We start from the raw sequence: 21,266 nt of genomic DNA on the forward strand, positions 1-21,266 counted from the left end.
GTAACGGTTGATTGGTTGATCGTTGCTGATTTCTGGCAAACTCTGCCAGTGAGGTTGAGCAATGGCTCAGCGTCTCCGCTCCCGGCCACGCATCATGGCTGAATCACCACAAACCGGGATCCATCAAAGATGATGGAGCGATGCCGCTTCCGGCTTGGAAGCGGAGCGGTGATCGCGCTTGGCTGGCCACTTTCCGAAACGCGGTTAATGGTAACGGTCCCGCTTCCTGCATCGGTCTCCACCTGCGCGGCCATTCGTCCGTTGTCCGCCTGGAGGGCGTTTCCCCCCAGCAAAAAATATCCGCCATCATCGGCAGAAAGATGGATGTTTCCCCGGGCAGAGTCGTAGCGGTAACTGATGCGCGACGGGTAGCGGTCGGCCACAAATCTTCCCCATGTTCCCACCACAAGGCTATCGTTCCCCAATGCCCGTTGCAGTGTTTTCTGGAACCCAAGATGAAACACCGGAACCGTTTGGATACGGGCAAGCAAGGATGCAACGTAGATCGTGTCGGCCCCGCTGCTGCCGCGAAGGTCACGGCGAAGCTGGACCACCAGCGAATCGGCAATGCGGCTTGCAAAAATCCACTGGGCGGTGGCAAGCAGAAGCACCACGGCGTACAGCAGGGCAACGCCCCCGGCCAGCGCGGCGCGCAATCGCCAGCGGTGCGGGGCAAGCTGGCCAATCGCCCACGCAAGCCCAATGCTGAACCCCACCGAGGGGATGTAGAGATACCACCGCATCATCAACCGCGAAACGGGAAGGAGGGAAAGAAGCACCCACGCAGCCGGAAGCAGCAACGGAAGAAGCCGCCCCCGATTCCGCCACGCGGCCCACGCAGCGGCAGCGGCCACAATGGCCCCGCCCCCGGCGACCGCTGTTGGATGCGCGGCCAGCAATCCTTGCAACTGATAAAGCCCCGTTGGAATAACCAGCGCAGCAAGGAACATCCCCAAGTTGCGGGCAAGGTGCAGGATGTTGGTATCGGTGTGGGGGCCGTTTCCGCCGAACAGCATATTGTTCTCCAGCAGCAGCCAGCGCGCCGCCACAACGCCAGCGGCAAGAAGGAAGAATGGAGCGACGATCCGAAAAGTCCGATTCGGCTGCCACCGAACCCCTTGCTTACGGTCAACCCACCACGCCACCGGGACAAGAATGAGCGGAAGGGAAAAGGCCATCTCCTTGGAAAGAAGTGCCAGCAACATCAGCAGCAACGCCAAGCATTGATCCCTCCATTTGTTGCTTCTGGCATATGTGGTCAGGCTGCAGACCGAGCCAAGATAGAAGACAGCGCAAAGCAAATCGGTGCGGCCCGGAATCCAAAGGATGGAGGTTTCGTGGACCGGAAGCAGCCCAAAAAAAAGCGCGGCAGCAAACGGAACAAAGGGGGCGCCGAACCACCGCTCCGCCAACCGAAACACCAACCCCGTGGCCAGAAGATGAAGCAGCAGATTCGTCAGCCGGAAGCCGACGGGGTTCCAGCCCCACAGCCAAAAATCCACCGCGCTGGAAAGCTCGCTTAGCGGGCGGTAGTAATCCTCGGTGATCCCCGCGCTTGTCAGCAGCCGCAGCGGGTCGGGGGCGTTGTCGCGGAAGAAGAGGCTGATATAGGCCGCGTCGTCGTTGATAAACCCAATCCAGAGCATCGGCAGAAGCAGCAACGCCGTGGCCCCAATCACGACCGCAAGCTGCACGGAGCGATGTTGCAGGAAAGGGGGAGCGATCGAGCGGATGGCCATGCGGAAAATCAGCGGGAAAATGTGCGTTGGCTTAAAAATCCAGTAGCAAGCAATCGGTTCCGGGGCGTAAATTCATCCCCGTTGTAGGATTGAAAGAACTGATCGAGAGGACGTAGCTTCTACCCATGAGCAAAGTAAGAACCGGAGGCGGTTTTGCCTCCATTGGATACACAATTCAAAAAGCGTTTGCGGCCGACGGCGGGCCGATAGAGTTTTGGCGGCGAATGAAATCGCGTAACGCCTGCAAGACCTGTGCCTACGGAATGGGAGGGCAGCGTGGCGGGATGACCAACGAGGCGGGCCAGTTCCCGGAGTTCTGCAAAAAAAGCGTCCAGGCAATGGCCGCCGATATGCAGCCCCCAATCGCCCCCGATTTCTTCAACCAATACTCCGTTTCCGAACTTGCCAAGCTAAGCCCGCGCCAGCTGGAGAATCTGGGCCGCCTTTCCTATCCGATCATCCATCGTGCGGGTGAGGACCGCTACTGCCGGTTGGAGTGGGAGGAAGCGTTTGGGCTGATTGCCGGGGCGATGAAAGGGACCGATCCTTCCCGCTCCTTTTTTTATTCATCGGGAAGAAGCAGCAACGAGGCCGCGTTCCTGCTGCAATGGTTGGCGCGGGTGTATGGGACCAACAACGTCAACAACTGCTCGTTCTACTGCCACCAAGCCAGCGGCGTTGGGTTGGCGCGGAGTATCGGGTCGGGGACGGCAACCGTCACGTTGGAGGATGTTGAGCATTCCGATTTTGTGCTGCTGATTGGCGCAAACCCGGCAAGCAACCACCCCCGGCTTATCACAACGCTGGTGGGAATTCGGGCACGCGGAGGGAAAGTGGTGGTGGTGAACCCGCTGCGGGAGACCGGGTTGGAGCGTTTCAACGTTCCATCGCGGGTTGGTTCGCTGCTGTTTGGCTCGCAGGTGAACGACCTCTACATCCAGCCACGAATCGGCGGCGACATCCCTTTTCTGAAAGGAGTCCTCAAGGCTGTTATTGCATTTTCGGAAACCAACACTGAGTTCATCGAACGCTACACCAGCGGCTGGGAAGAACTGGCCGCGTCGCTGCGGGAAGAATCGCTGGAAGATTTGGCTGCCAATGCCGGGGTGAGTGTGGGGTTGATCCAGAGCGTCGCGAAAATGTACGCCAGCGCCAACAACGCCGTTTTTATGTGGGCCATGGGGATCACCCACCACGAGCATGGGGCCGACAACGTGCTGGCCATTGCCAACCTTGCGCTTGCACGCGGCATGGTGGGCCGCCGGAACGCAGGCTTGATGCCAATCCGTGGCCACTCGAACGTGCAAGGAATCGGCTCAGTCGGGTTCGCCCCCGACCTGAAAGAAGGATTCTTGAAAGCGATGGAGGAATTGTACGGGCTTCCCTTGCCACGCGGAAAAGGGATGGACTCCATCCGCTCGCTTCACGCCGCCGGGCGCGATGAAATTGATGTGGCGATTCTTCTTGGCGGCAACTTCTACGCCGCAAGCCCCGACCTTGCCTACGCCGGGCGTGCGCTGGGCCGCATTCGCCACTGCGTCACCATCAGCACAAAGCTGAATCAAGGCCATGTTTGCGTTGCGCCGCAGCGGGAAGGGGGGTGGGCAATCGTGCTGCCAACCGTTGTGCGCGATGAAGAGATGCAGGCCACCACGCAGGAGAGCATGTTCAGTTTTGTTCGCCTGTCCGATGGCGGGATGCGCAGGCCGTTGGGGGACCTCCGTTCGGAAGTGGAGATTATCACCACCATTGGCGGCCATTTGCTTCCCGATGGGCCGATTGATTTCCGCGCGCTGCGGAACCACGATGCCGTGCGGCGGGTGATGGCCCAAGTGGTTCCGGGATACGACAAGGTTGCGGAGATTGGCCGCACCAAACATGAGTTCCATGTGAAAGATCGCGTGCGCCACCATCCAGAGTTTCCGTTTCCCGACGGGCGTGCGCGGTTCGTTGCGGTCCCCACACCCCCCGACGACCGCAGCCCCGGCCAGCTCCGCTTGATGACCATCCGTTCGGAGGGGCAATTCAACACGGTGGTGTATGAAGAACATGATCGTTACCGCAATCAACCGGCGCGGGATGTTATCTTGCTCCATCCCCACGATATGGGGCGGTTGGGGATAGCCGAAGGGGAGCGCATCACCGTGGTTTCGGCCACCGGAGCAATGCCAAACATCATGGCCGTGGCGTTCTCCATCGCCGAAGGATGCGCGGCCATGTACTATCCCGAGGCAAACGTCCTGGTCCCAACTTCTGTAGATTCCGCCAGCGGTACTCCGGCATTCAAAAACGTGCTGGTGACGCTGGTGCCAAGCCAAAGCGGAACCGAGCACAAACCGCAAACCTGGTAAGCGGCCAAAACGCTGCGCAACAATTCCGGCCAACTATGAAACCCTTGATTTACGTTGTTGACGACGACCACAGCGTTCGCCGCCTGATGGAGCATTGGTTGAAGACCAAATGGGAATACACCATCCAGCTGTTCACCAGCGGGGAGCAATGCCTTGACGCGTTGGACGCAGGCCCCGACCTTGTTATCCTGGATGTGATGCTTCCCGGAATGAGCGGGGTGGAGACATTGCGGGAAATTCGCAAACGCGACGCTGATCTTCCGGTGGTCATGCTTTCGGCACAGGGGCAAATTGATGTTGTGGTGGAGACCATCAAGCTGGGAGCAATGGATTATTTCCCCAAAACCATTGACCTGAATAAACTAGAGCTGGCGGTTCGCAACGCTTTGGAGATGCACTCGCTAAAACGTGAGCTTCATCAACTTCGCGACAGCGTTGCCGAGACCGGTAGTTTTGAGAATATCATTGCCTCGGCAGGGCCAATGGAAAATGTGCTGAAGCTGGTGCATAAAGCAAAAAACAGTGATATATCAGTGCTAATCCAGGGGGAAAGTGGAACGGGAAAAGAGTTGATTGCGCGGGCAATCCATTTTAATGGAAAGCGGAAAAACGGCCCTTTTATTGCTGTCAATTGTGCCGCAATTCCGCGAGACCTGATTGAGAGCGAAATGTTCGGCCATGAAAAAGGGGCATTTACGGGAGCGGTGGCGCGGAAGATTGGGAAATTCGAGCAAGCCAATGGTGGCACTATTTTTCTTGATGAGATTGGGGAGTTGGATATGAACCTGCAAGCCAAATTGCTGCGGGCAATCCAGCAAAAACAGTTCGAGCGTGTTGGCGGGATCGAGGTGCTAACCAGCGATACGCGCATCGTCTCGGCAACCAACCGCGATTTGGTTAAGGCCAGCCAAAACAAAGAATTCCGGGAAGACTTATACTACCGCCTGGCCTCGTTCCCCATTATGCTCCCTCCGCTTCGCGAACGCAGGGCCGACGTGATGCTATTGGCCGAGCATTTTCTGAAAACATACAGCAAGCGTGAAGGGAAAGCAATCCGAACAATCTCCCGGAAAGCAATTAAAATGCTGTATGATTACCCCTGGCCCGGCAACGTCCGCGAACTTGAAAGCGCGATAGAGCGGGCGATACTGCTCTGCGAAGATGATATGATTACCGAAGGAGATTTGCCCCTTGCCGTGCGTGCATTTAGCGAAGGAGCAAGCGTTGCCGTTCCGATGGACTCAGTCTTCGAAAATCAAAGCATGATTATCCCTCTGGAAACATTAAAGGAGCAGGCGGTGAAGCATGCCTTAAAAGTCACCGAAGGGAATATCCTTGAAGCCGCAAAAAAACTTCGCATAAGCCGCTCGACGATGTATGAGATGATAAAAAAATATGACGTGCGGGTGTAAAAGCGATCATTCTTTCAGCAAGTAGAACCGTACCACAATCGCAATCCCCAGTGTACTCCATCCGGTTATTTCTCTTCATACTTATTGCCTTCGCAATGGCTGGATGCGGGAAGCCCTCCGGCCCACCGCAGCTTCTTGATGCGGTGCTGTGCCGCGCCGTTGGCGCAGATGGAACCCCAGGCAATCCCACCAAAGAATTTTCATCAACCGACTCCGCCATTCGGTGCGTGCTGGTTTTTCAGCAAAGCGAAAGTGCTGCAAAAATTCAGGGGAAATGGAGTGTGGCCCGCGTCCCAGGAATACAAAGCGGAAAGGTGATTGGCGAAGTAACGGTATCGGCTGCGCCCAACAGCAAATATGTTGATTTATCCCTGCGACCAACGTCGCCACTGCCGGCGGGGAATTATCAGCTGGAAATTTTCATTGACCCTGATAAGAAAAAAACTCCGCAACCCAACCAAACCCTGACGTTCAAAGTGATTTCCAAAGGGGCGCAAATTTCCAACGCGTTCCTTTCGACAGATCCGCAGGGGAAGGAGCGGAGTGATAGTTTTTCGCTCAATACTTCAGCAATTTACGCCCACCTTCGGCTGGCTGACGTTCCCCCAAAAACAACATTAACCGCAAGCTGGGTCCAGGATGGCAATGGCGAAATTGACCGCGTGCCAATCGTTCTTCGGCGCGGCGAGGAATCGGTGGTGTTTGCCCTAACATTGGAAAATGGATTGACCGCCGGAAATTATCACGTAGTATTTTTCTTCAATAATCAAACAACCCCGGCCCTTACTGTTCCGTTCCGTTCGGTGGGGGAGTAATAGATGAACGGAAAATCGCCACACCGCACGTTCCATGCCACTGAAATTGGGGTGATTGCAACGCGCTATCGTCGTAAATCGGAGGCACCGCGCCAACCTACTCTTGCAGAAACACCCGATGAAGGAATTATCACCCTCCATGAAGGTGCAAATTTCGAGCAAGCCTTGCGCGACCTTCAGGGGTTTGAATTTATTTGGGTGATTTTTTGGTTCGATCAGTCCAGCGGTTGGCGGCCCACGGTGCTTCCGCCACGTGGCGGATTAACGCGGCGCGGGGTTTTTTCCACCCGTTCCCCGCATCGCCCAAATCCAATCGGATTATCGCTTCTCCGATTGTTGGAAATTCGTGGCCGCACCCTTCGCGTTGCTTCCCCCGACCTTCTGGACGGAACGCCAATTCTTGATATTAAGCCGTATCTACCTTCCATCGAGGCGCACCCGGCTGCCGCCGAAGGGTGGCTGGAAACTCTGGATGATGACCTGCGTGCCGATCCACTGTTCACCGTTGAATGGAGCCTGCTATCCGCCCAACAACGGGAATTTTTAGAGCAGGAATGCGAAGTTGATTTCTCCGCCGCTGTTGCCTTGCTTCGGCGCGCACCCCACCCGCATCCTTACCGCCGGATTAAGCAGATTTCTGAGCATGGATATGAGTTGGCCGTGCGCTCCTGGCGGCTGAAATTTACCTGGCAGGGAATGGAAATTGTGATCGAGGAAATCGCCAGCGGTTATTCGCCGGCGGCGATTTCCGATCCGGCCCGGGCCGGGACGCTCCATCAGGAATCGGCGCACCGTGCCTTCCATCAGCGTTGGGGGAAGTAGTCGGGAAACAGCGTGGCGAACTCTTCGGGAATTGGCGCGGAGATGGTGGCCGGCGGGTAGCCATCAATCGTGGGAAGGGTGATTGAGGAAGCATGGAGCATCAGCCGATGGATTCCAAGTTGTTGCCGGAACATCGCGGTGTGCCGCCCGTCGCCGTAGATTGTGTCGCCGATAATCGGATGGCGCAGGTGCGCAAGGTGCCGGCGAATCTGGTGGTTCCGCCCGGTTAATGGAGTAAGTGACAGCAGCGTGTAGCGTGCCGTGGCGTACCGGCCAACGGGAATCGGAAGCTCGATGCGGGCAAGGGGAGTGAAATGGGTGATGGCCTGGGCCGGCGTGCCATGCTTCTCCTCGGCAATCGGGTGGTCAATCGTCCCTTCTTCGTGCAGATGCCCGCGCGCCACTGCGGTGTAGGTTTTTAGTACGTTGCGGCTGGCAAAAGCCTCCGCAAGGATTTTTGCCGACTCGCGCCCCCGGGCAAACAGCAGCACACCGCTGGTGGCGCGGTCCAGCCGGTGAACGGGATAGACCCATTCCCCCAATCGGTCCCGCAGCACCGACATGCACGTCCGTTTGTCGGTGGCCAGTGCCGAGGGGACGGTGAGCAAGCCACACGGCTTGTTGACGGCCACATAGGCCCCGTTTTCAGCAAGAATTTCTAGATGATGCTGTTGATGTTCTTCCATCATTGCCTCGGAAATATGATCCCTGTTCCAAACAAACCAACAACCAATAAACGACGGAGAAGAGAACTAACGATGAAACAACCATTTGGCTTGATTGCCGCAGCCTTGATGATGATTGCCACCGCTGCCGCCCAAACCGTTCCTGCGCCACCGGCAGGCGTTACGCGACCCAGGTACGTTTTCCACGTCACCCAGGCGGGGGTGCAGCTTGGCGACATTGTGATTGAGCTGTTTCCCGACGTTGCGCCAAAGCATTGCGCAAATTTCGACAGCCTTGTTGCCGCAAAATTCTACGATGGGACAGCGTTCCACCGTGTGATCCCTGGCTTTATGATTCAGGGGGGAGGGATGAACTCCAAGAACCCGAACGCGCCGCGCAACACGTGGGGGATTAGCGATCCTTCGCAGCGGAAGATCCCGGCCGAGTTCAACAAAATCTCGCACGTCCGTGGCATCCTTTCCGCCGCCCGCACCGCCGACCCCAACAGCGCGGCATCGCAGTTCTTCATCTGCGTGGCCAATGCCCCCCACCTTGACGGCCAATATACCGTCTATGGGCAGGTGGTGACAGGGTTGGAGGTGGTTGATAAAATCGTCAACGCCCAAAGGGATAACACCGATAACCCGCTCCAGCGGATTGATATGAAGGTCGAGAAGCTGGTCCAAAAAACGGTGCGCGGGAAGAACGCCCCGAAAAAAACTAACTGAGCAAACCGCCCGGCAGCCGCTGGCCAGTTCCTTCGGCTTCCACGATGGTGAGCTTGCTCATGCTTTCTCAATCTGCCGTGGCACGCACAACGCCACGGCAGATTTTTTTTTGGGGGGGGTGAGAACTTTCGCCCCTATCGTTGTCTTTATGATGGTAGGATTGAGCGCCGAACACGGTTTGCGGCCGGGGCGAAGCTGCCAAGATGGTAATGGTGACAGTGGGAGAGCAGGGAAAATCATCAATTGCCACCCATTATCGGAAAGCGGCTCCGTTTCTGCCCAACCGAAATCCAACAAGGGGAACCAACGCTGGTTCCCCTTGTTTCGTTTTGCCCCCCTTGCTTCCGTGCGGATGCTGCGGCGTGGCTCACCAATTCTCCTCACCAATTTTCTCCACCACTTGACAACCGAACATCACATTGCCTATCTTTGCTTTTAAGTACGCTTAACAATGAATCTTAACCTGACCACAGAAGATTATCTCCGCTCGCTGTACAAGCTGGAAAGCCGGGATCTGAAAGCCACGAACGCCGCATTGGCAAAGGAGCTGAACGTCACCTCGGCAGCGGTCACCGATATGCTGCGGAAGCTGGACGAGCTTGGGCTGGTCAGCTACCAGAAGTACAAAGGGGTGGCGCTGACGAAATCTGGGCTGGCGATTGCCACGCGCATCACCCGCCGGCATCGGTTGTGGGAGGTGTTCCTGATCCAGCACTTGCACTTTGCCTGGGATGAAGTCCACGACCTTGCCGACCAGCTGGAGCATATCCGCTCCGATGAGCTTACCGAGCGTTTAGATGAGTTCCTGGGCCACCCCCAGCACGATCCCCACGGCGACCCCATTCCCACCCGCGATGGAGTGGTCCCCGTCCGCATCCTGACCCCGATTGGCCAGCTTCAGCCCGGGGAGGAGGGGACGGTGCAGCGGGTAAGCGACGAGTTCCCAGAACTGCTTCGCTACGCGGTGATGGTGGGGCTTTCGCTTGGTTCCCACATCAAGGCGATTGAGCGGATTCAGTTCGACGGCTCGGTGCGGCTGGTGGCCGATGGGCGCGAATCCGTTATCTCCGCCAAACTGGCCGAAAGCGTTTTTGTGGAGCTGGTTCCAGGAAGCTCGGTACGCCAAGCCAAGAAGAAATCAGGGGGGAAGAAGTGAAAAAACGGGTGCTGTTTTTGGACGATGACCACCGCCGGATCGCGACCTTCCGCGAGCAAGTGATGCGGAATGAGTTCGAACTCACCGTGGTGGAAACCGCCCACGAGTGTATCGAGGCCTTGGCCAACCGGCAATTCGACCTCGTTCTGCTGGACCACGATTTGGGGGGGGAGACCTTTGTTGACAGCAGCCGCGAGGATACGGGAATGGAGGTGGTGCGGTGGATTGGGGCAAAGGGATTGCCCGCCGGAGCCTTCATCGTCCACACGATGAACCCCGTGGCCGCCACAACCATGTACTTCCAGCTTCAGCAATGGGGGCATCGCGTGGAGCAGGCTCCATTTGGTTCAAGCCGATTTTACGGGGCACTTGAGGAGCTGCTTGAAGTCCGCGCCCGCCGCACCAAGCAACGGAAATCGCTGCTGGTTCGGCTAAGGGAGTATTTCCGCTCCATTCGCTTTAAGTAGGAACGGGCTGGGCTTTGGGTCAGCAGAAATCATAATCCAATATCAACAATGAAACTCAAGATTCTCCTTCTCCTTGCCGTTCTTCTGTTTGCCGGATGTGGCGGCGGAAGCGATAGCCCGCAGCCAAAAAAACTTCGGATCGTCACCACCACCGGCATGATTGAAGATGCGGTTCGGAACATCGTTGGCGACGACTCCGCTGCCGCCACCATCACCGCCTTGATGGGACCCGGCGTGGATCCCCACCTCTACAAGGCTTCCCAGCAAGACCTCTCGCTCCTGACCGAGGCTGATATCATCTTCTATAACGGGCTGCACCTTGAAGGAAAAATGGTGGAAGTGCTGCAGAAACTTGCCCGCACAAAACCAGTGGTGGCCGTGGCCGACGGCGTGGACCCCGCAAAACTTCGCACCCCGCCCGAGTTCAACGGCAACCACGACCCCCACATCTGGTTCGACGTGAAGTTGTGGGAGGGAGGGGTCCGGAAGATTGCCCAGACGCTGCAGGCCCAGGATACGGCCAACGCAGCGCGCTACCGCCAGCACGCCGAACGCTACGTGCGGCAGCTGGACTCGCTGGACCGGTGGGTGCGGGACCATATCGCCACCATCCCCAACGAAGGCCGGGTGCTGATAACCGCCCACGATGCCTTTGGATACTTCGGCCAAGCCTACGGCATCGAGGTGCGCGGCCTGCAAGGAATCAGCACCGTGAGTGAGTACGGGCTGGCCGATGTTCAGGCGTTGGTTGAGATGATTGCAAGCCGGAACATCAAGGCCGTGTTCGTGGAATCAAGCGTTCCGCGCCGTTCAATTGAAGCTGTAGTTGAGGGGGTGAAGGCCAAAGGGAAGAACGTGACGATTGGCGGCCAGCTTTTCTCCGATGCCATGGGGGCCAAAGGGACCCCAGAAGGGACGTACATCGGCATGGTTTCCGCCAACGTCAACACCATCGTCAACGCGCTGAAATAATGGAGATGGATTAATGGAGATGGATGGAATGGAGAATGGCATGAAGAACGGAAAAGAACATAGGCCGGAAGGAGTGGAATCGCCAGGAATTTCCCCGCTGGAAGTTCACGACCTCACCGTCAGCTACAACCGCCGGCCCGTGCTGTGGGACATTGATTTCACCGTGCCGGAGGGGAAGCTGATTGCGGTGGTGGGGCCGAACGGAGCGGGGAAATCAACGCTGATTAAAGCCGCAATGGGGCTGATCCCATCGGCCAGTGGTTACGTCCGGTTTTTTGGGCAGGGCCTTGCCGAAGCCCGCCAGCGTGTGGCCTACGTCCCGCAGCGGACCTCGGTGGATTGGGATTTCCCCACCGACGCGCTGGACGTTGTGCTGATGGGCCGCTACGGGCGGTTGCGGTTGTTCCAACGCCCCCGCCGTGCCGACGTTGAAGCCGCCCACGAAGCGTTGAACAAAGTGGGGATGCAGCAGTTCGCCAACCGGCAGATTTCGCAGCTTTCCGGTGGGCAGCAGCAGCGGGTGTTCCTTGCCCGCGCGCTTGCCCAGGATGCGGACCTGTACCTGATGGATGAGCCGTTCGCCGGGGTGGATGCCGCCACCGAGGCCGCCATTGTTGAGCTTCTTCGCCAGATGCGCGCCCTGGGGAAAACCGTCATCGTTGTTCACCACGACCTGCAAACCGTCCAAGATTACTTCGATTGGGCACTGCTGCTGAATATGCGGCTGATTGCCTTTGGCCCAATGGAGCAAGCCTTCACCAACCAGCTTCTGCAAAAAACCTACGGCGGGCGGCTGAACCTTCTGACAGAAGTTGCGGACCTGATACGCCACGAACAACGGAAGGAGCGGGACCCGCTATGAGCGAATCCGACCTTCTGGATTTCTTCCTGCTTCGCCAACACAACATCCGCGTGGTGGTGTTGGGGACGATGCTGCTGGGGATTGGCTCAGCGGCCATTGGCTGCTACGCCTTTCTTCGCAAACGCTCGCTGGTGGGCGATGCCGTTGCCCATGCCGCGCTCCCCGGGGTTGCGGTTGCGTTCATGCTGACCGGGGTGAAAAACCCGGCGGTGATTCTGGTTGGCGCGGCCATTGCCGGGTGGCTTAGCATGGTGGCAATGGACCTGATTGTCCGCCGCTCCAAAATCCGCGAGGATGCCGCAATCGGGATCGTCCTTAGCGTCTTTTTCGGCCTGGGAATCTTGCTGCTGACGCGGATTCAAAAAAGCGGATCGGCGGATCAAGCCGGGCTGGATAAATTCCTATTCGGCCAGGCCGCATCGCTGGTGACGGGGGATGTGGTGGTGTTCGGCGCGGTCAGTTTGGGGCTGGTGGTGGGGATTGTGTTGCTCCACAAGGAGTTCAAATCCATCTCGTTCGATGCTGACTTTGCCCGCTCGATCGGCCTTCCGGTGCGCGGGCTGGAGCTTGCCATGACCACGATGCTGGTCCTTGCCGTGGTTGTTGGAATCCAAGCCGTTGGGGTGGTGCTGATGGCCGCCATGCTGATTACCCCCGCCGCCGCCGCACGCTACTGGACCGACCGCCTGACGGTGATGCTGCTTTTGGCCGGAATCTTCGGCGCGGCGGCCGGCTACGGCGGGGCCTTTGTCAGCTACGTTGCGCCGCGAATGCCCACCGGCCCCTGGATCGTCACCGCTGGAACGCTCATCTTCCTTCTGTCGCTGCTTGCTGCCCCGCGCCGTGGGGTGATTGCCCGGGTCCTGCGTAACCGCCGCAATAGCCGCAAAACGTTGGAGGAGAATATCCTGAAAACCTTGTATCAGCTTGGCGAGGAGCCTGGGGGGATGTTCCGCCTTCACACCGCCGCCGACGTTGCGCGCCGCCGCCGAATCCCGGAATCCCAGGCACTTCGTGGGCTGGGGGTGCTGCGCCGTAGCGGGTTTATCCAGCGGACCGAAAACGGATGGAAACTGACCCAAGAAGGGGAGAAGCAAGGGCGCAGAGTGACGCGGCTTCATCGCCTGTGGGAGGTGTATCTGACCGAGCACGTCAGCATTGCCCCGGACCATGTTCACGACGATGCCGAGTCAATCGAGCATGTGCTTACCCCCGAGCTGGAAGCTGAGTTAGAGGCCGTGCTGAACCGCCCCGCCAACGACCCCCACCAACGCGCAATTCCATATCAATAACCAAATACCGATGGCCCAGAAACCACTCTCCATTCTCGGCTTGCTGATGGTGGCATCGGCAACCACTTTTTCCCAAGAGATGGCAACCGACCGCCCCGACCAGACGGAATCGTCGTGGGTGATACCGAAGGGATTTCTTCAGATTGAAACGGGCCTAAGCATTGGCCGCCACACGCCCCCCCAGATTTCCGGCCAAGCTGCCCTGACGCTGCAGAACCTGAATCTTGCTTCCACGCTTGTTCGCGTTGGCGTGCTGGAGCGGCTGGAGCTTCGGTTGGAAGGGGGGTATCGGGTGGAGCGGTCGGAAGCAACGCAAAGCGTGGGGCCGATTGAAGAATCAGTTGTGGAATCGCTGGAAGGAATGGACGCAGTTGCCGTTGGGGTGAAAGTCGGAATCGCCGAGGAAGATGGCCCGCTTCCAGAAACATCGCTGATCCTTCACACCACGCTCCCCGTTGGCGATTCTCCGTTCGGCCCCAGCTACGTTCTCCCCGATTTCCGTTTCACCCTTAGCCACTCGCTGGGGAAGTCACTCAGCTTGGGGTACAACATCGGTGCCGAGTGGGGCGATGCCGGAAACCCTCCCGACGGCATTTACACGCTGGTGGTTGGGAGCGATCTTGCCGAAACCATTGGCGGGTTTGTTGAGCTGTTCGGGACGCTTTCGCCTGGGGGACCGCCGCAGCATACGCTGGATGGAGGGCTGACCTGGGCCGCAAGCGATGACGTGCAGCTGGATGCCTCGGCAGGAATCGGCCTGACCGAATCGGTCGAGGATTTTTTCGCCAGTGCAGGGGTCTCCTTCCGGCTGAGTGCCTGGTAGCCGCCCCGACCTTCGTCGGAATGACCGCCCCGACCTTCGTCGGGGTAGCCGAAGGTCTTTAGCCTTCGGTGTCTTCTTTCTAGAAATGACTGGGCCCCGACGGAGGTCGGGGCCGCTACCCCGTCTGTTATCAACCCCGTCGGGGGTCGAAACTGCTTCCCTTCTAACTCTATTTTGGTTTCCATCATGGACCTCAACGCATTCTGGATTATTCTTACTGGCGCGCTGGCGGCGGGGGCTTGCGCGTTGGTGGGATCGTTTTTGGTGCTGCGGAAAATGGCGATGCTGGGGGATGCGATTAGCCACGCCGTGCTTCCCGGGATTGCCATTGCCTTTTTCCTGACCGGAAGCCGCGCGCCGTTGCCGATGCTGATTGGCGCGGGGGTGCTGGGGGTTGCCGCCTCGGTGATGATCGAGGCGCTTCACCGCAGCGGAAAATTGCAGCAGGATGCCTCGATTGGCATCACCTTCACGTGGCTGTTTGCTGTTGGGGTGATCCTGATCTCACTCTTTGCCGGCGCGGTGGACCTGGACCAGGATTGCGTGCTGTATGGTGAGATTGCCTACGTCCCGCTGGACCTGATCACCACCGGAAGCGGCGCAAGCCTTGGGCCGCGTGCGGTGTGGGTGGTGGGTGGAATCTTCCTGCTGAACCTTGTGTTTGTGGTGGCGTTCTTCCGGCGGCTGACCATCGTCTCGTTCGACCCCGCGCTGGCCGCCTCGCTTGGGATTTCCACCGCGCTGTGGCACTACGCGTTGATGGGGATGGTCTCGCTTACCACCGTTGCTTCGTTCGAGTCGGTGGGGGCAATTTTGGTGGTGGCAATGTTGATTGCCCCGGCGGCCACCGCCTACCTTCTTACCGAGCGATTGAAACGAATGCTTGTTCTTTCGGTGGCTTCGGGGGTTCTTTCGGCGGTTGGTGGATACTATCTTGCAGCACTTCTTGATGGATCGGTTGCCGGAGCAATGGCAGTGGTTGCCGGGGTGCAGTTTGCGCTGGCGGCGATTGCAAGCCGATGGTGGGCGATAAAGGAGCAGAAATCCGCGGCGCGAAGCCATTTGCCCGAAATCGGAGAACAGCTGCCAGCGGCTGGCGGATAAGGATTGGCGGGGAATGTTGGATGTGAAAGCAAGTGTGGTGGGACCCGTCTGCATCGTTACCCATTTGCCAAGCAAGCCATCATCAAGACGGTTCCTTGCACAATCAATATCAACGCGCTACTCCCATGAAAAAAGCCTTGAAGTGGATCGGCATTGGCCTGCTTGCTGCCTTCGTCATCATTCAATTCTTCCGTCCCGAACGCGAAAACCCGGCCAGCATTGCCGGCCAAAGCATCTGGGCCGATCCCACAATGACCCCAAAAGTGGAGCAGATACTGCGCCGCTCCTGCAACGATTGCCACTCCAACGAAACCGTCTGGCCCTGGTACAGCAACATCGCCCCTGTCTCCTGGCTTGTGGCGCATGATGTGGAAGAAGGGCGGAAGCATCTCAACTTCTCCACGTGGCTTACCCGCCCCGCCGAAAAACGGGAGCATAAGTTGGAGGAGATTGCCGAAGAAGTTCAGAAACGGGAGATGCCGCTGCCGATCTATCTTATCACCCACGGCGACGCAGCACTGAGCAACGAAGACGTAGCGGCCCTGAAAGAATGGAGCGATTATGCCCGCCGCCAACTAACCGCTCCACCCGCGCCAAGCCCAACAACAGCCGACTCGGGGGCAATCCCAGAAAAAAGTGCCGAGCTGAAGAAAATGGAAGAGAAGCGGGAGTTTATCCCCGAGCATCACCGCTAAAGCGGGTGGATGTTTCCTTGATGTTACGCGGTTGTTCTCCAAATATTCAATGCCTACACAAACCCTTGTTATCGCGATTGACGGGCCAGCCGCCAGTGGGAAAAGCACCACTGCGCGGCTGGTTGCCGAACGGCTTGGCTACACCTACATTGACACCGGCGCAATGTACCGCGCCGTGACGTTGGCGGCGCTCCGCCGGGGCCTGGACCCATCCGATGAAGCCGCCGTTAGTGCCCTTGCCAACGCACTCCAGATTGCCTTTGTGCGCAACCCCGGCACCGGAAACCTGCAGACGCTGCTTGATGGCGAAGATGTCTCGCAGGAAATTCGCACCCCCCAGGTGACGCGGAACGTCTCGCTGGTAAGCAGCTATGCCGGCGTGCGTGGGCCGGTTGTGGCGTTGCAGCAACGGATGGGGGAGCAAGGTGGGGTGGTGATGGATGGCCGCGACATCGGGACCGTGGTCTTCCCAAACGCCGATCTGAAAATTTTTATGGTGGCCAATTTGGACGCACGCGCCGCGCGCCGCCATGTTGAACTGCAACACCAGGGGACCGCGATTGGGCTGGATAATCTTGCCAACGAACTTGCCGAACGGGACCGCCAAGACAGCACCCGCCACCACAGCCCACTCCGCAAAGCCGATGACGCGGTGGAGATTGATACTTCGGGGCTGACGATTGAGGAGCAGGTGGAGAAAGTGCTGGCGTTGGTTGCAAGCCGGCAAGCCCAGCACCAGCAGAACGAACATCAGTAAAACCACCGCCACCTTCTTGTGAAGCCATGACCTTCGACACCTTCCGCAGCTACTGCTTGGCCAAGCCGCACACGGACGAAAGTATGCCGTTCGATAACCAAACGCTGGTGTTCAAGGTTGCCGGGAAGATGTTCGCCCTTGCCAGCACCGATAGCTTGCCGTTGAGCGTGAACCTAAAATGCAAGCCAGAGCTGGCGTTGGACCTGCGCGAGCGGTACGAATCTGTCCGCCCGGGTTATCACATGAACAAAAAGCATTGGAACACAGTGGTGATGAATGGCGAAATTCCCACCCGTGAAATCCGCCAAATGATTGACCACTCCTACGATTTAGTGGTTTCCGGATTGCCGCAAAAGGTCCGCAAGGAGCTTTTCCCCCCGCAGTAACCGGTCCTGCCCGCTTCCGCCCGATGGGCAGTTCGCACTTGGTTCGGAAAAATCTGTTGGATTCTTTCCGCGCCGTTGTATCTTCGGCCCCGGTGCTTCAACTGTCCCATTCTTCCGAATCCCTGCCAACCTATGAACGTCTGCTTCGTTGCTTCCGAAGTCGTCCCCTACGCAAAAACCGGCGGCCTTGCCGATGTCTCCGGTGCCCTTCCAAAATATCTGGCGCGCTACGGCTGCGATGTCCGCGTCTTCCTTCCGCTGTACAACATGGTGGAGACGCAGAAATACAACCTGCGTCCCGTGGATTCGATGCAGCGGATCGGGCTGCAATTTGGCGGGCGTTGGATCCATTTCTCGGTGTGGGGGGGGATGCTTCCCGACAGCAACGCCAGGGTCTTCCTGATTGATTGCCCCGAACTGTACCACCGTGGCTCGGTCTATACCGACTCCGCCGACGAATACCTCCGTTTCGCGCTTCTTTCCAAAGCTGCCATCGAGTGCTGCCAGCGGATGGGGTTCGCCCCCGACATCATGCACTGCAACGACTGGCAAACCGGGCTTATCCCGCTGATGCTGAAAACCTTGTACTCCTGGGATCGCCTGTTCAGCCGCACCCGCACGGTGCTGACGTTGCACAACGTGGCCTACCAAGGGGTGTTTTCCGCAAGCACGATTGATGTTGTGGGGATGGGGGAGTACCGCCTCCGGTTCGACAACGACGACCTTCGCTACGGCATCGTCAATTGGATGAAAACGGGGATTTTCTACGCCGATGCCATCACCACGGTCAGCAAAACCTACGCCAAGGAGATCAGAACAGCAGAAGGGGGGGCGGGGCTGGATCACTTCCTGCGGCAGCGTGGCGGGGCGGTGGTCGGGATCGTCAACGGGGTGGATTACAACGAATGGAGCCCCGAGAAAGACACGTTCATCAAATACAACTACTCCATCAACGACCTGAGCGGGAAAGAAGCCAGCAAGCAGGACCTTCTGCACCGGGTGAACCTTACGTACGACCCCCAGGCTCCGGTCCTCGGGATCGTCTCGCGGCTGACCGACCAAAAAGGGTTCGATCTGATGTTCGACACGATTGACCAAGTGCTTTCGCGGCGGAACATCCGGCTGGTGGTGTTGGGAAGCGGGGATGAGCGATATGAGAAATTTTTCAGCGGGGTCCAAGCTCGCCACCGGGGGAAGGTCTGCTACTACAAGGGATACAGTAACGAACTGGCGCATTTGATTGAGGCCGGAGCGGATATTTTCCTGATGCCTTCACGGTTCGAGCCGTGCGGACTCAACCAGATTTACAGCCTTCGCTACGGCACGGTTCCGGTGGTTCGGAAAACCGGCGGCCTTGCCGATACCGTCCAGCAGTTCGACCCAACCACCGGAAACGGCACGGGGTTCGTCTTCCGGCGGTTCTCACCGAAGGAGCTTTACTGGGCCATTGAGTTCGCAATCCACACGTGGCACAACCGCCCGGTGTGGCGGCAAATCATGCGGAATGGCATGAAGAAGAACTATTCGTGGGAGGCACAGGTGCAGCAGTACCTGCGGCTATATCTGCGATTGACATCATAGTTACCGACATCCTAACGAATGCCCAACCCATTGTCGCAGCTTGGCGCAAGGGTTCGCGAACTTGCACACGAAGTAAGGGAACTATTGCGCTGGCGGCATTTCTCTGGACGATCAACCGACAGAATGAACAAACTGAAAACATACGAGCAGCAACTGGTAGATCTGCATGACATTGAGGACAAAGCCGAGCGGGAAAAGAAAGCAGCGGCGTTGTATGCTACCATAAAGCGGGAGTGCGGAACCCCAATGGCATTGGAAGGCCGGGCGCATTTCTTTTTCTATGGCGATGCCAGCCATGTCATGCTGGCAGGGGATTGGACCTACTGGCAAATGGCGGTTCCGTTCGAGCGTGTTGCCGAAACCAAGCTGTTCCAGGCGGTGATAGAGTTCCCCCGCACGGCGCGGCTTCAGTACAAATTGGTGGTGGATGGAAACTGGATTCTTGATCCCGGAAACACCCACACTTCTGCCGAAGGGTTCGGCGTGAACTCCGAATTCTGGATGGATGAGTACGAAGACCGCTCCTTCCTAACGCCCCCCCCAGGCAGCAAAACATTGCAGCGGGGAACCATCACCCGCCACAGCCTGCATAGCGAGGCGTTGCATGAGGATCGCGAGTTCTTCCTGTTCACCCCCCACAACGCCCCTGCCGATCCGCTGGTGGAGCACCAGTTGCTGATGGTTCACGATGGTGGGGAAGCGATCAGTATCGGGCGATTCCATTATATCCTGGACCATCTGATGGCGGCCGGGAAGCTCCCTTCAACCTGCGCAATTTTTATCCCCCCTCACAATCGCCACACGGAGTACGCGCTCAACAAAAACTACGAGCGGTTCTGCGCGGAAGAAGTGATGTCGAAAGCGGTGGAAATCTGGAAAGAACGTGGCGTAACCATCAGCCAGGACCCGCAGGACCGCTGCGTTACGGGGGCTTCGCTTGGCGGGCTGCTTGCCACGCAAACCGCGCTTGACTTCCCCAAACAGCTTGGTGCGGTAATCGCCCAAAGCCCTGCCTACTGGGTGACCCGTGGCGCAATCTTCCGCCCGTCGGCCTTGAAAAACGCGCCCGACATCTTGTTCGTTCTGCAAACCGGAACCGTTTGCGATGCCCGTGAGCTAACCCGCATCATGTACGCACGATTGCGAAACGTTGGCGCAGAAACCACGTGCTTGGAGTACGTCCAGGGCCACACGTGGGGGAACTGGCGCACCAACCTTGCCGATGGATTGCTGGCATGGCAACGCCTGAAAAATGTGGTTCTGGAACACGGGTAACGGCCAAAAACAGAAGAGATATTTGAGAACGGTAGCGGCCCCGACGTAGCCGGGGCTGCCTCCATTTCCCGCAAAAAATTCAGCACGTTGTTCGTGCTTCCTTCCAACTTCACACATCAACCTCCATTAACCGAGGAATCTTATGGATAACCGTCCTGCAGTACTCTGTGTCGTGGGCGCGCTGTTCGGGCGCCCGTTCCTGATTGAAGCAAAACGGCTTGGCTGGCGAGTTTTTTTGCTAACCGAGGAGAAATATTTGAAGGAAGCCTGGCCGCGAGAATCCATTGATGATATCTACGCCGTCCCCGATTTATTCGACGAGAAAGTTGTTCGCAACGTGGTCTGCTATCTGATGCGGACGCAGAAATTCGACAAAATTGTTGGGCTTGGCGAGTTCGACATCGAGGTGGCCGCTGCTTTGCGCGAACACACCCGTATCCCAGGAATGGGGGAGACCACGGCGCGGTATTTCCGCGATAAATTGGCCATGCGGAAAAAAGCGGAGGAGGAAGGAATCCCTGTTCCAGAATTCACCCGAATTTTGAACCACGACGAAATTCGTGAGTATTTCCAGAACACCACCGGGCCATGGATGCTGAAGCCACGAATGGGCGCTTCGGCGATGAAGATCACAAAAATCTTCAACCCAGATGAAATTTGGCCAAAGCTGAACGAGCTTGGCGATAAGCAATCCCATTATTTGCTGGAGCGTTTTATCCCCGGCGACCTGTACCACGTTGATTCGCTGGTATCGGATGATAAAGTGGTGTTTGCAAGCTGCTCAAAATATGGCATGCCAATGCTGGACCTGAACACCTCCGGCGGCATTTTCACTTCTCGAATGTTGGAAAAAGGGAGCGAAGACGAAAAAGCGTTGCAGGCAGTCAACAAAAAAGTGATAAAAGGGTTGGGGCTGAAATGGGGATGCACTCATATTGAGTACATCAAGGGGAAGGATGATGGAAAATTCTACTTCCTTGAAGCGGGTGCGCGCGTTGGCGGTGCAAGAATCCCCGATATTATCTGGCACTCCACCGGAATTTGCTTGTGGCACGAATGGGCAAAAATTGAATTGCTGCCAAAAGGAGAGAAGTATAAACTGCCAACGCCCAACAAAGAATACGGAGCCGGAATCTTCACGCTGGCACGCCAAGAAGAACCGAACATGGCCGCCTACACCGATCCCGAAGTGGCGTGGATCCAGAAGAAAAAACATTACGCTGGAATGATCCTGAAATCGCCCGATCCCAAGCGGTTGGAGGAAATCCTTGCAATGTATTATCCCCGGTTTGCGCAAGATTTCTTGGCGCACGTGCCAATGGCGTAACGGCGCATCGCAGCTGGGTCGGAAAAAATACTTTCC

The 21,266-nt window shown here is 57.5% G+C and carries 20 protein-coding genes; 18 read left to right on the forward strand and 2 right to left on the reverse strand.

Going from position 1 to position 21,266, the window contains the following annotated elements:
• Positions 1-92: 92 nt before the first annotated feature.
• The gene (locus IPM61_12535; GenBank protein MBK8912141.1) at positions 93-1,739 is read right to left on the reverse strand and encodes a hypothetical protein; all 1,647 of its coding nucleotides are present in this window, start codon (positions 1,737-1,739) and stop codon (positions 93-95) included.
• A gap of 125 nt (positions 1,740-1,864) precedes the next feature.
• Here IPM61_12535 and IPM61_12540 point away from each other — a divergent pair, with 125 nt between their 5' ends.
• The 4 genes from IPM61_12540 (at position 1,865) to tsaA (ending at position 7,139) form a co-directional block, all read left to right on the forward strand.
• Complete coding sequence (locus tag IPM61_12540) at positions 1,865-4,090, forward strand: FdhF/YdeP family oxidoreductase (GenBank protein MBK8912142.1); 2,226 nt, start codon at positions 1,865-1,867, stop codon at positions 4,088-4,090.
• Between the two features lie 35 nt (positions 4,091-4,125).
• Positions 4,126-5,502 carry a sigma-54-dependent Fis family transcriptional regulator gene (locus tag IPM61_12545; protein MBK8912143.1) on the forward strand — a complete coding sequence of 459 codons (1,377 nt, stop codon included), beginning with the start codon at positions 4,126-4,128 and terminating at the stop codon, positions 5,500-5,502.
• A gap of 95 nt (positions 5,503-5,597) precedes the next feature.
• Complete coding sequence (locus tag IPM61_12550; GenBank protein MBK8912144.1) at positions 5,598-6,317, forward strand: hypothetical protein; 720 nt, start codon at positions 5,598-5,600, stop codon at positions 6,315-6,317.
• Between the two features lie 3 nt (positions 6,318-6,320).
• The gene (gene tsaA / locus IPM61_12555; protein ID MBK8912145.1) at positions 6,321-7,139 is read left to right on the forward strand and encodes a tRNA (N6-threonylcarbamoyladenosine(37)-N6)-methyltransferase TrmO; all 819 of its coding nucleotides are present in this window, start codon (positions 6,321-6,323) and stop codon (positions 7,137-7,139) included.
• Here the strand turns inward: tsaA and IPM61_12560 are convergent.
• A complete protein-coding gene (locus tag IPM61_12560; protein MBK8912146.1) occupies positions 7,121-7,825 on the reverse strand; it encodes a pseudouridylate synthase in 705 nt (234 codons plus the stop codon). The two genes, tsaA and IPM61_12560, sit on opposite strands and share 19 nt — an antisense overlap.
• A 108-nt stretch (positions 7,826-7,933) precedes the next feature.
• Between IPM61_12560 and IPM61_12565 the strand changes: the two genes are divergently transcribed.
• The 14 genes from IPM61_12565 to IPM61_12630 all read left to right on the forward strand — a co-directional run bounded on the left by IPM61_12565 (position 7,934) and on the right by IPM61_12630 (position 21,230).
• The gene (locus tag IPM61_12565) at positions 7,934-8,533 is read left to right on the forward strand and encodes a peptidylprolyl isomerase (GenBank protein ID MBK8912147.1); all 600 of its coding nucleotides are present in this window, start codon (positions 7,934-7,936) and stop codon (positions 8,531-8,533) included.
• Positions 8,534-8,984: 451 nt separating this feature from the next.
• Positions 8,985-9,689 carry a metal-dependent transcriptional regulator gene (locus IPM61_12570; protein ID MBK8912148.1) on the forward strand — a complete coding sequence of 235 codons (705 nt, stop codon included), beginning with the start codon at positions 8,985-8,987 and terminating at the stop codon, positions 9,687-9,689.
• Positions 9,686-10,156, forward strand: coding sequence for a hypothetical protein (locus tag IPM61_12575; protein ID MBK8912149.1), 471 nt, complete (start codon positions 9,686-9,688; stop codon positions 10,154-10,156). The genes IPM61_12570 and IPM61_12575 overlap by 4 nt, the downstream gene beginning before the upstream one ends.
• A 48-nt stretch (positions 10,157-10,204) precedes the next feature.
• Positions 10,205-11,128, forward strand: a complete 924-nt coding sequence (locus tag IPM61_12580; GenBank protein MBK8912150.1) for a zinc ABC transporter substrate-binding protein — start codon at positions 10,205-10,207, stop codon at positions 11,126-11,128.
• 88 nt (positions 11,129-11,216) lie between these two features.
• Positions 11,217-11,990 (forward strand): ABC transporter ATP-binding protein, encoded by a 774-nt coding sequence (locus tag IPM61_12585; protein MBK8912151.1) that lies wholly within the window; start codon positions 11,217-11,219, stop codon positions 11,988-11,990.
• Positions 11,987-13,282: a metal ABC transporter permease gene (locus IPM61_12590; protein MBK8912152.1), complete on the forward strand. Its 1,296-nt coding sequence runs from the start codon at positions 11,987-11,989 to the stop codon at positions 13,280-13,282. The genes IPM61_12585 and IPM61_12590 overlap by 4 nt, the downstream gene beginning before the upstream one ends.
• Positions 13,283-13,292: 10 nt before the next feature.
• Complete coding sequence (locus IPM61_12595; protein ID MBK8912153.1) at positions 13,293-14,105, forward strand: transporter; 813 nt, start codon at positions 13,293-13,295, stop codon at positions 14,103-14,105.
• Between the two features lie 186 nt (positions 14,106-14,291).
• Positions 14,292-15,209 carry a metal ABC transporter permease gene (locus tag IPM61_12600; protein MBK8912154.1) on the forward strand — a complete coding sequence of 306 codons (918 nt, stop codon included), beginning with the start codon at positions 14,292-14,294 and terminating at the stop codon, positions 15,207-15,209.
• A gap of 125 nt (positions 15,210-15,334) precedes the next feature.
• Positions 15,335-15,904, forward strand: coding sequence for a heme-binding domain-containing protein (locus IPM61_12605; protein ID MBK8912155.1), 570 nt, complete (start codon positions 15,335-15,337; stop codon positions 15,902-15,904).
• 49 nt (positions 15,905-15,953) lie between these two features.
• Positions 15,954-16,661 (forward strand): (d)CMP kinase, encoded by a 708-nt coding sequence (locus tag IPM61_12610; GenBank protein ID MBK8912156.1) that lies wholly within the window; start codon positions 15,954-15,956, stop codon positions 16,659-16,661.
• Positions 16,662-16,687: 26 nt separating this feature from the next.
• Complete coding sequence (locus IPM61_12615; GenBank protein ID MBK8912157.1) at positions 16,688-17,047, forward strand: MmcQ/YjbR family DNA-binding protein; 360 nt, start codon at positions 16,688-16,690, stop codon at positions 17,045-17,047.
• A gap of 132 nt (positions 17,048-17,179) precedes the next feature.
• The gene (gene glgA, locus IPM61_12620; protein MBK8912158.1) at positions 17,180-18,628 is read left to right on the forward strand and encodes a glycogen synthase GlgA; all 1,449 of its coding nucleotides are present in this window, start codon (positions 17,180-17,182) and stop codon (positions 18,626-18,628) included.
• A 123-nt stretch (positions 18,629-18,751) separates the two neighbouring features.
• Complete coding sequence (locus IPM61_12625; GenBank protein ID MBK8912159.1) at positions 18,752-19,903, forward strand: hypothetical protein; 1,152 nt, start codon at positions 18,752-18,754, stop codon at positions 19,901-19,903.
• A gap of 142 nt (positions 19,904-20,045) precedes the next feature.
• Entirely contained in the window at positions 20,046-21,230 is a 1,185-nt protein-coding gene (locus IPM61_12630) for an ATP-grasp domain-containing protein (GenBank protein ID MBK8912160.1), read from the forward strand.
• Positions 21,231-21,266: the final 36 nt, after the last annotated feature.

The organism is Chlorobiota bacterium, assembly GCA_016710285.1.
Classification (GTDB): domain Bacteria; phylum Bacteroidota; class Ignavibacteria; order OLB7; family OLB7; genus OLB7.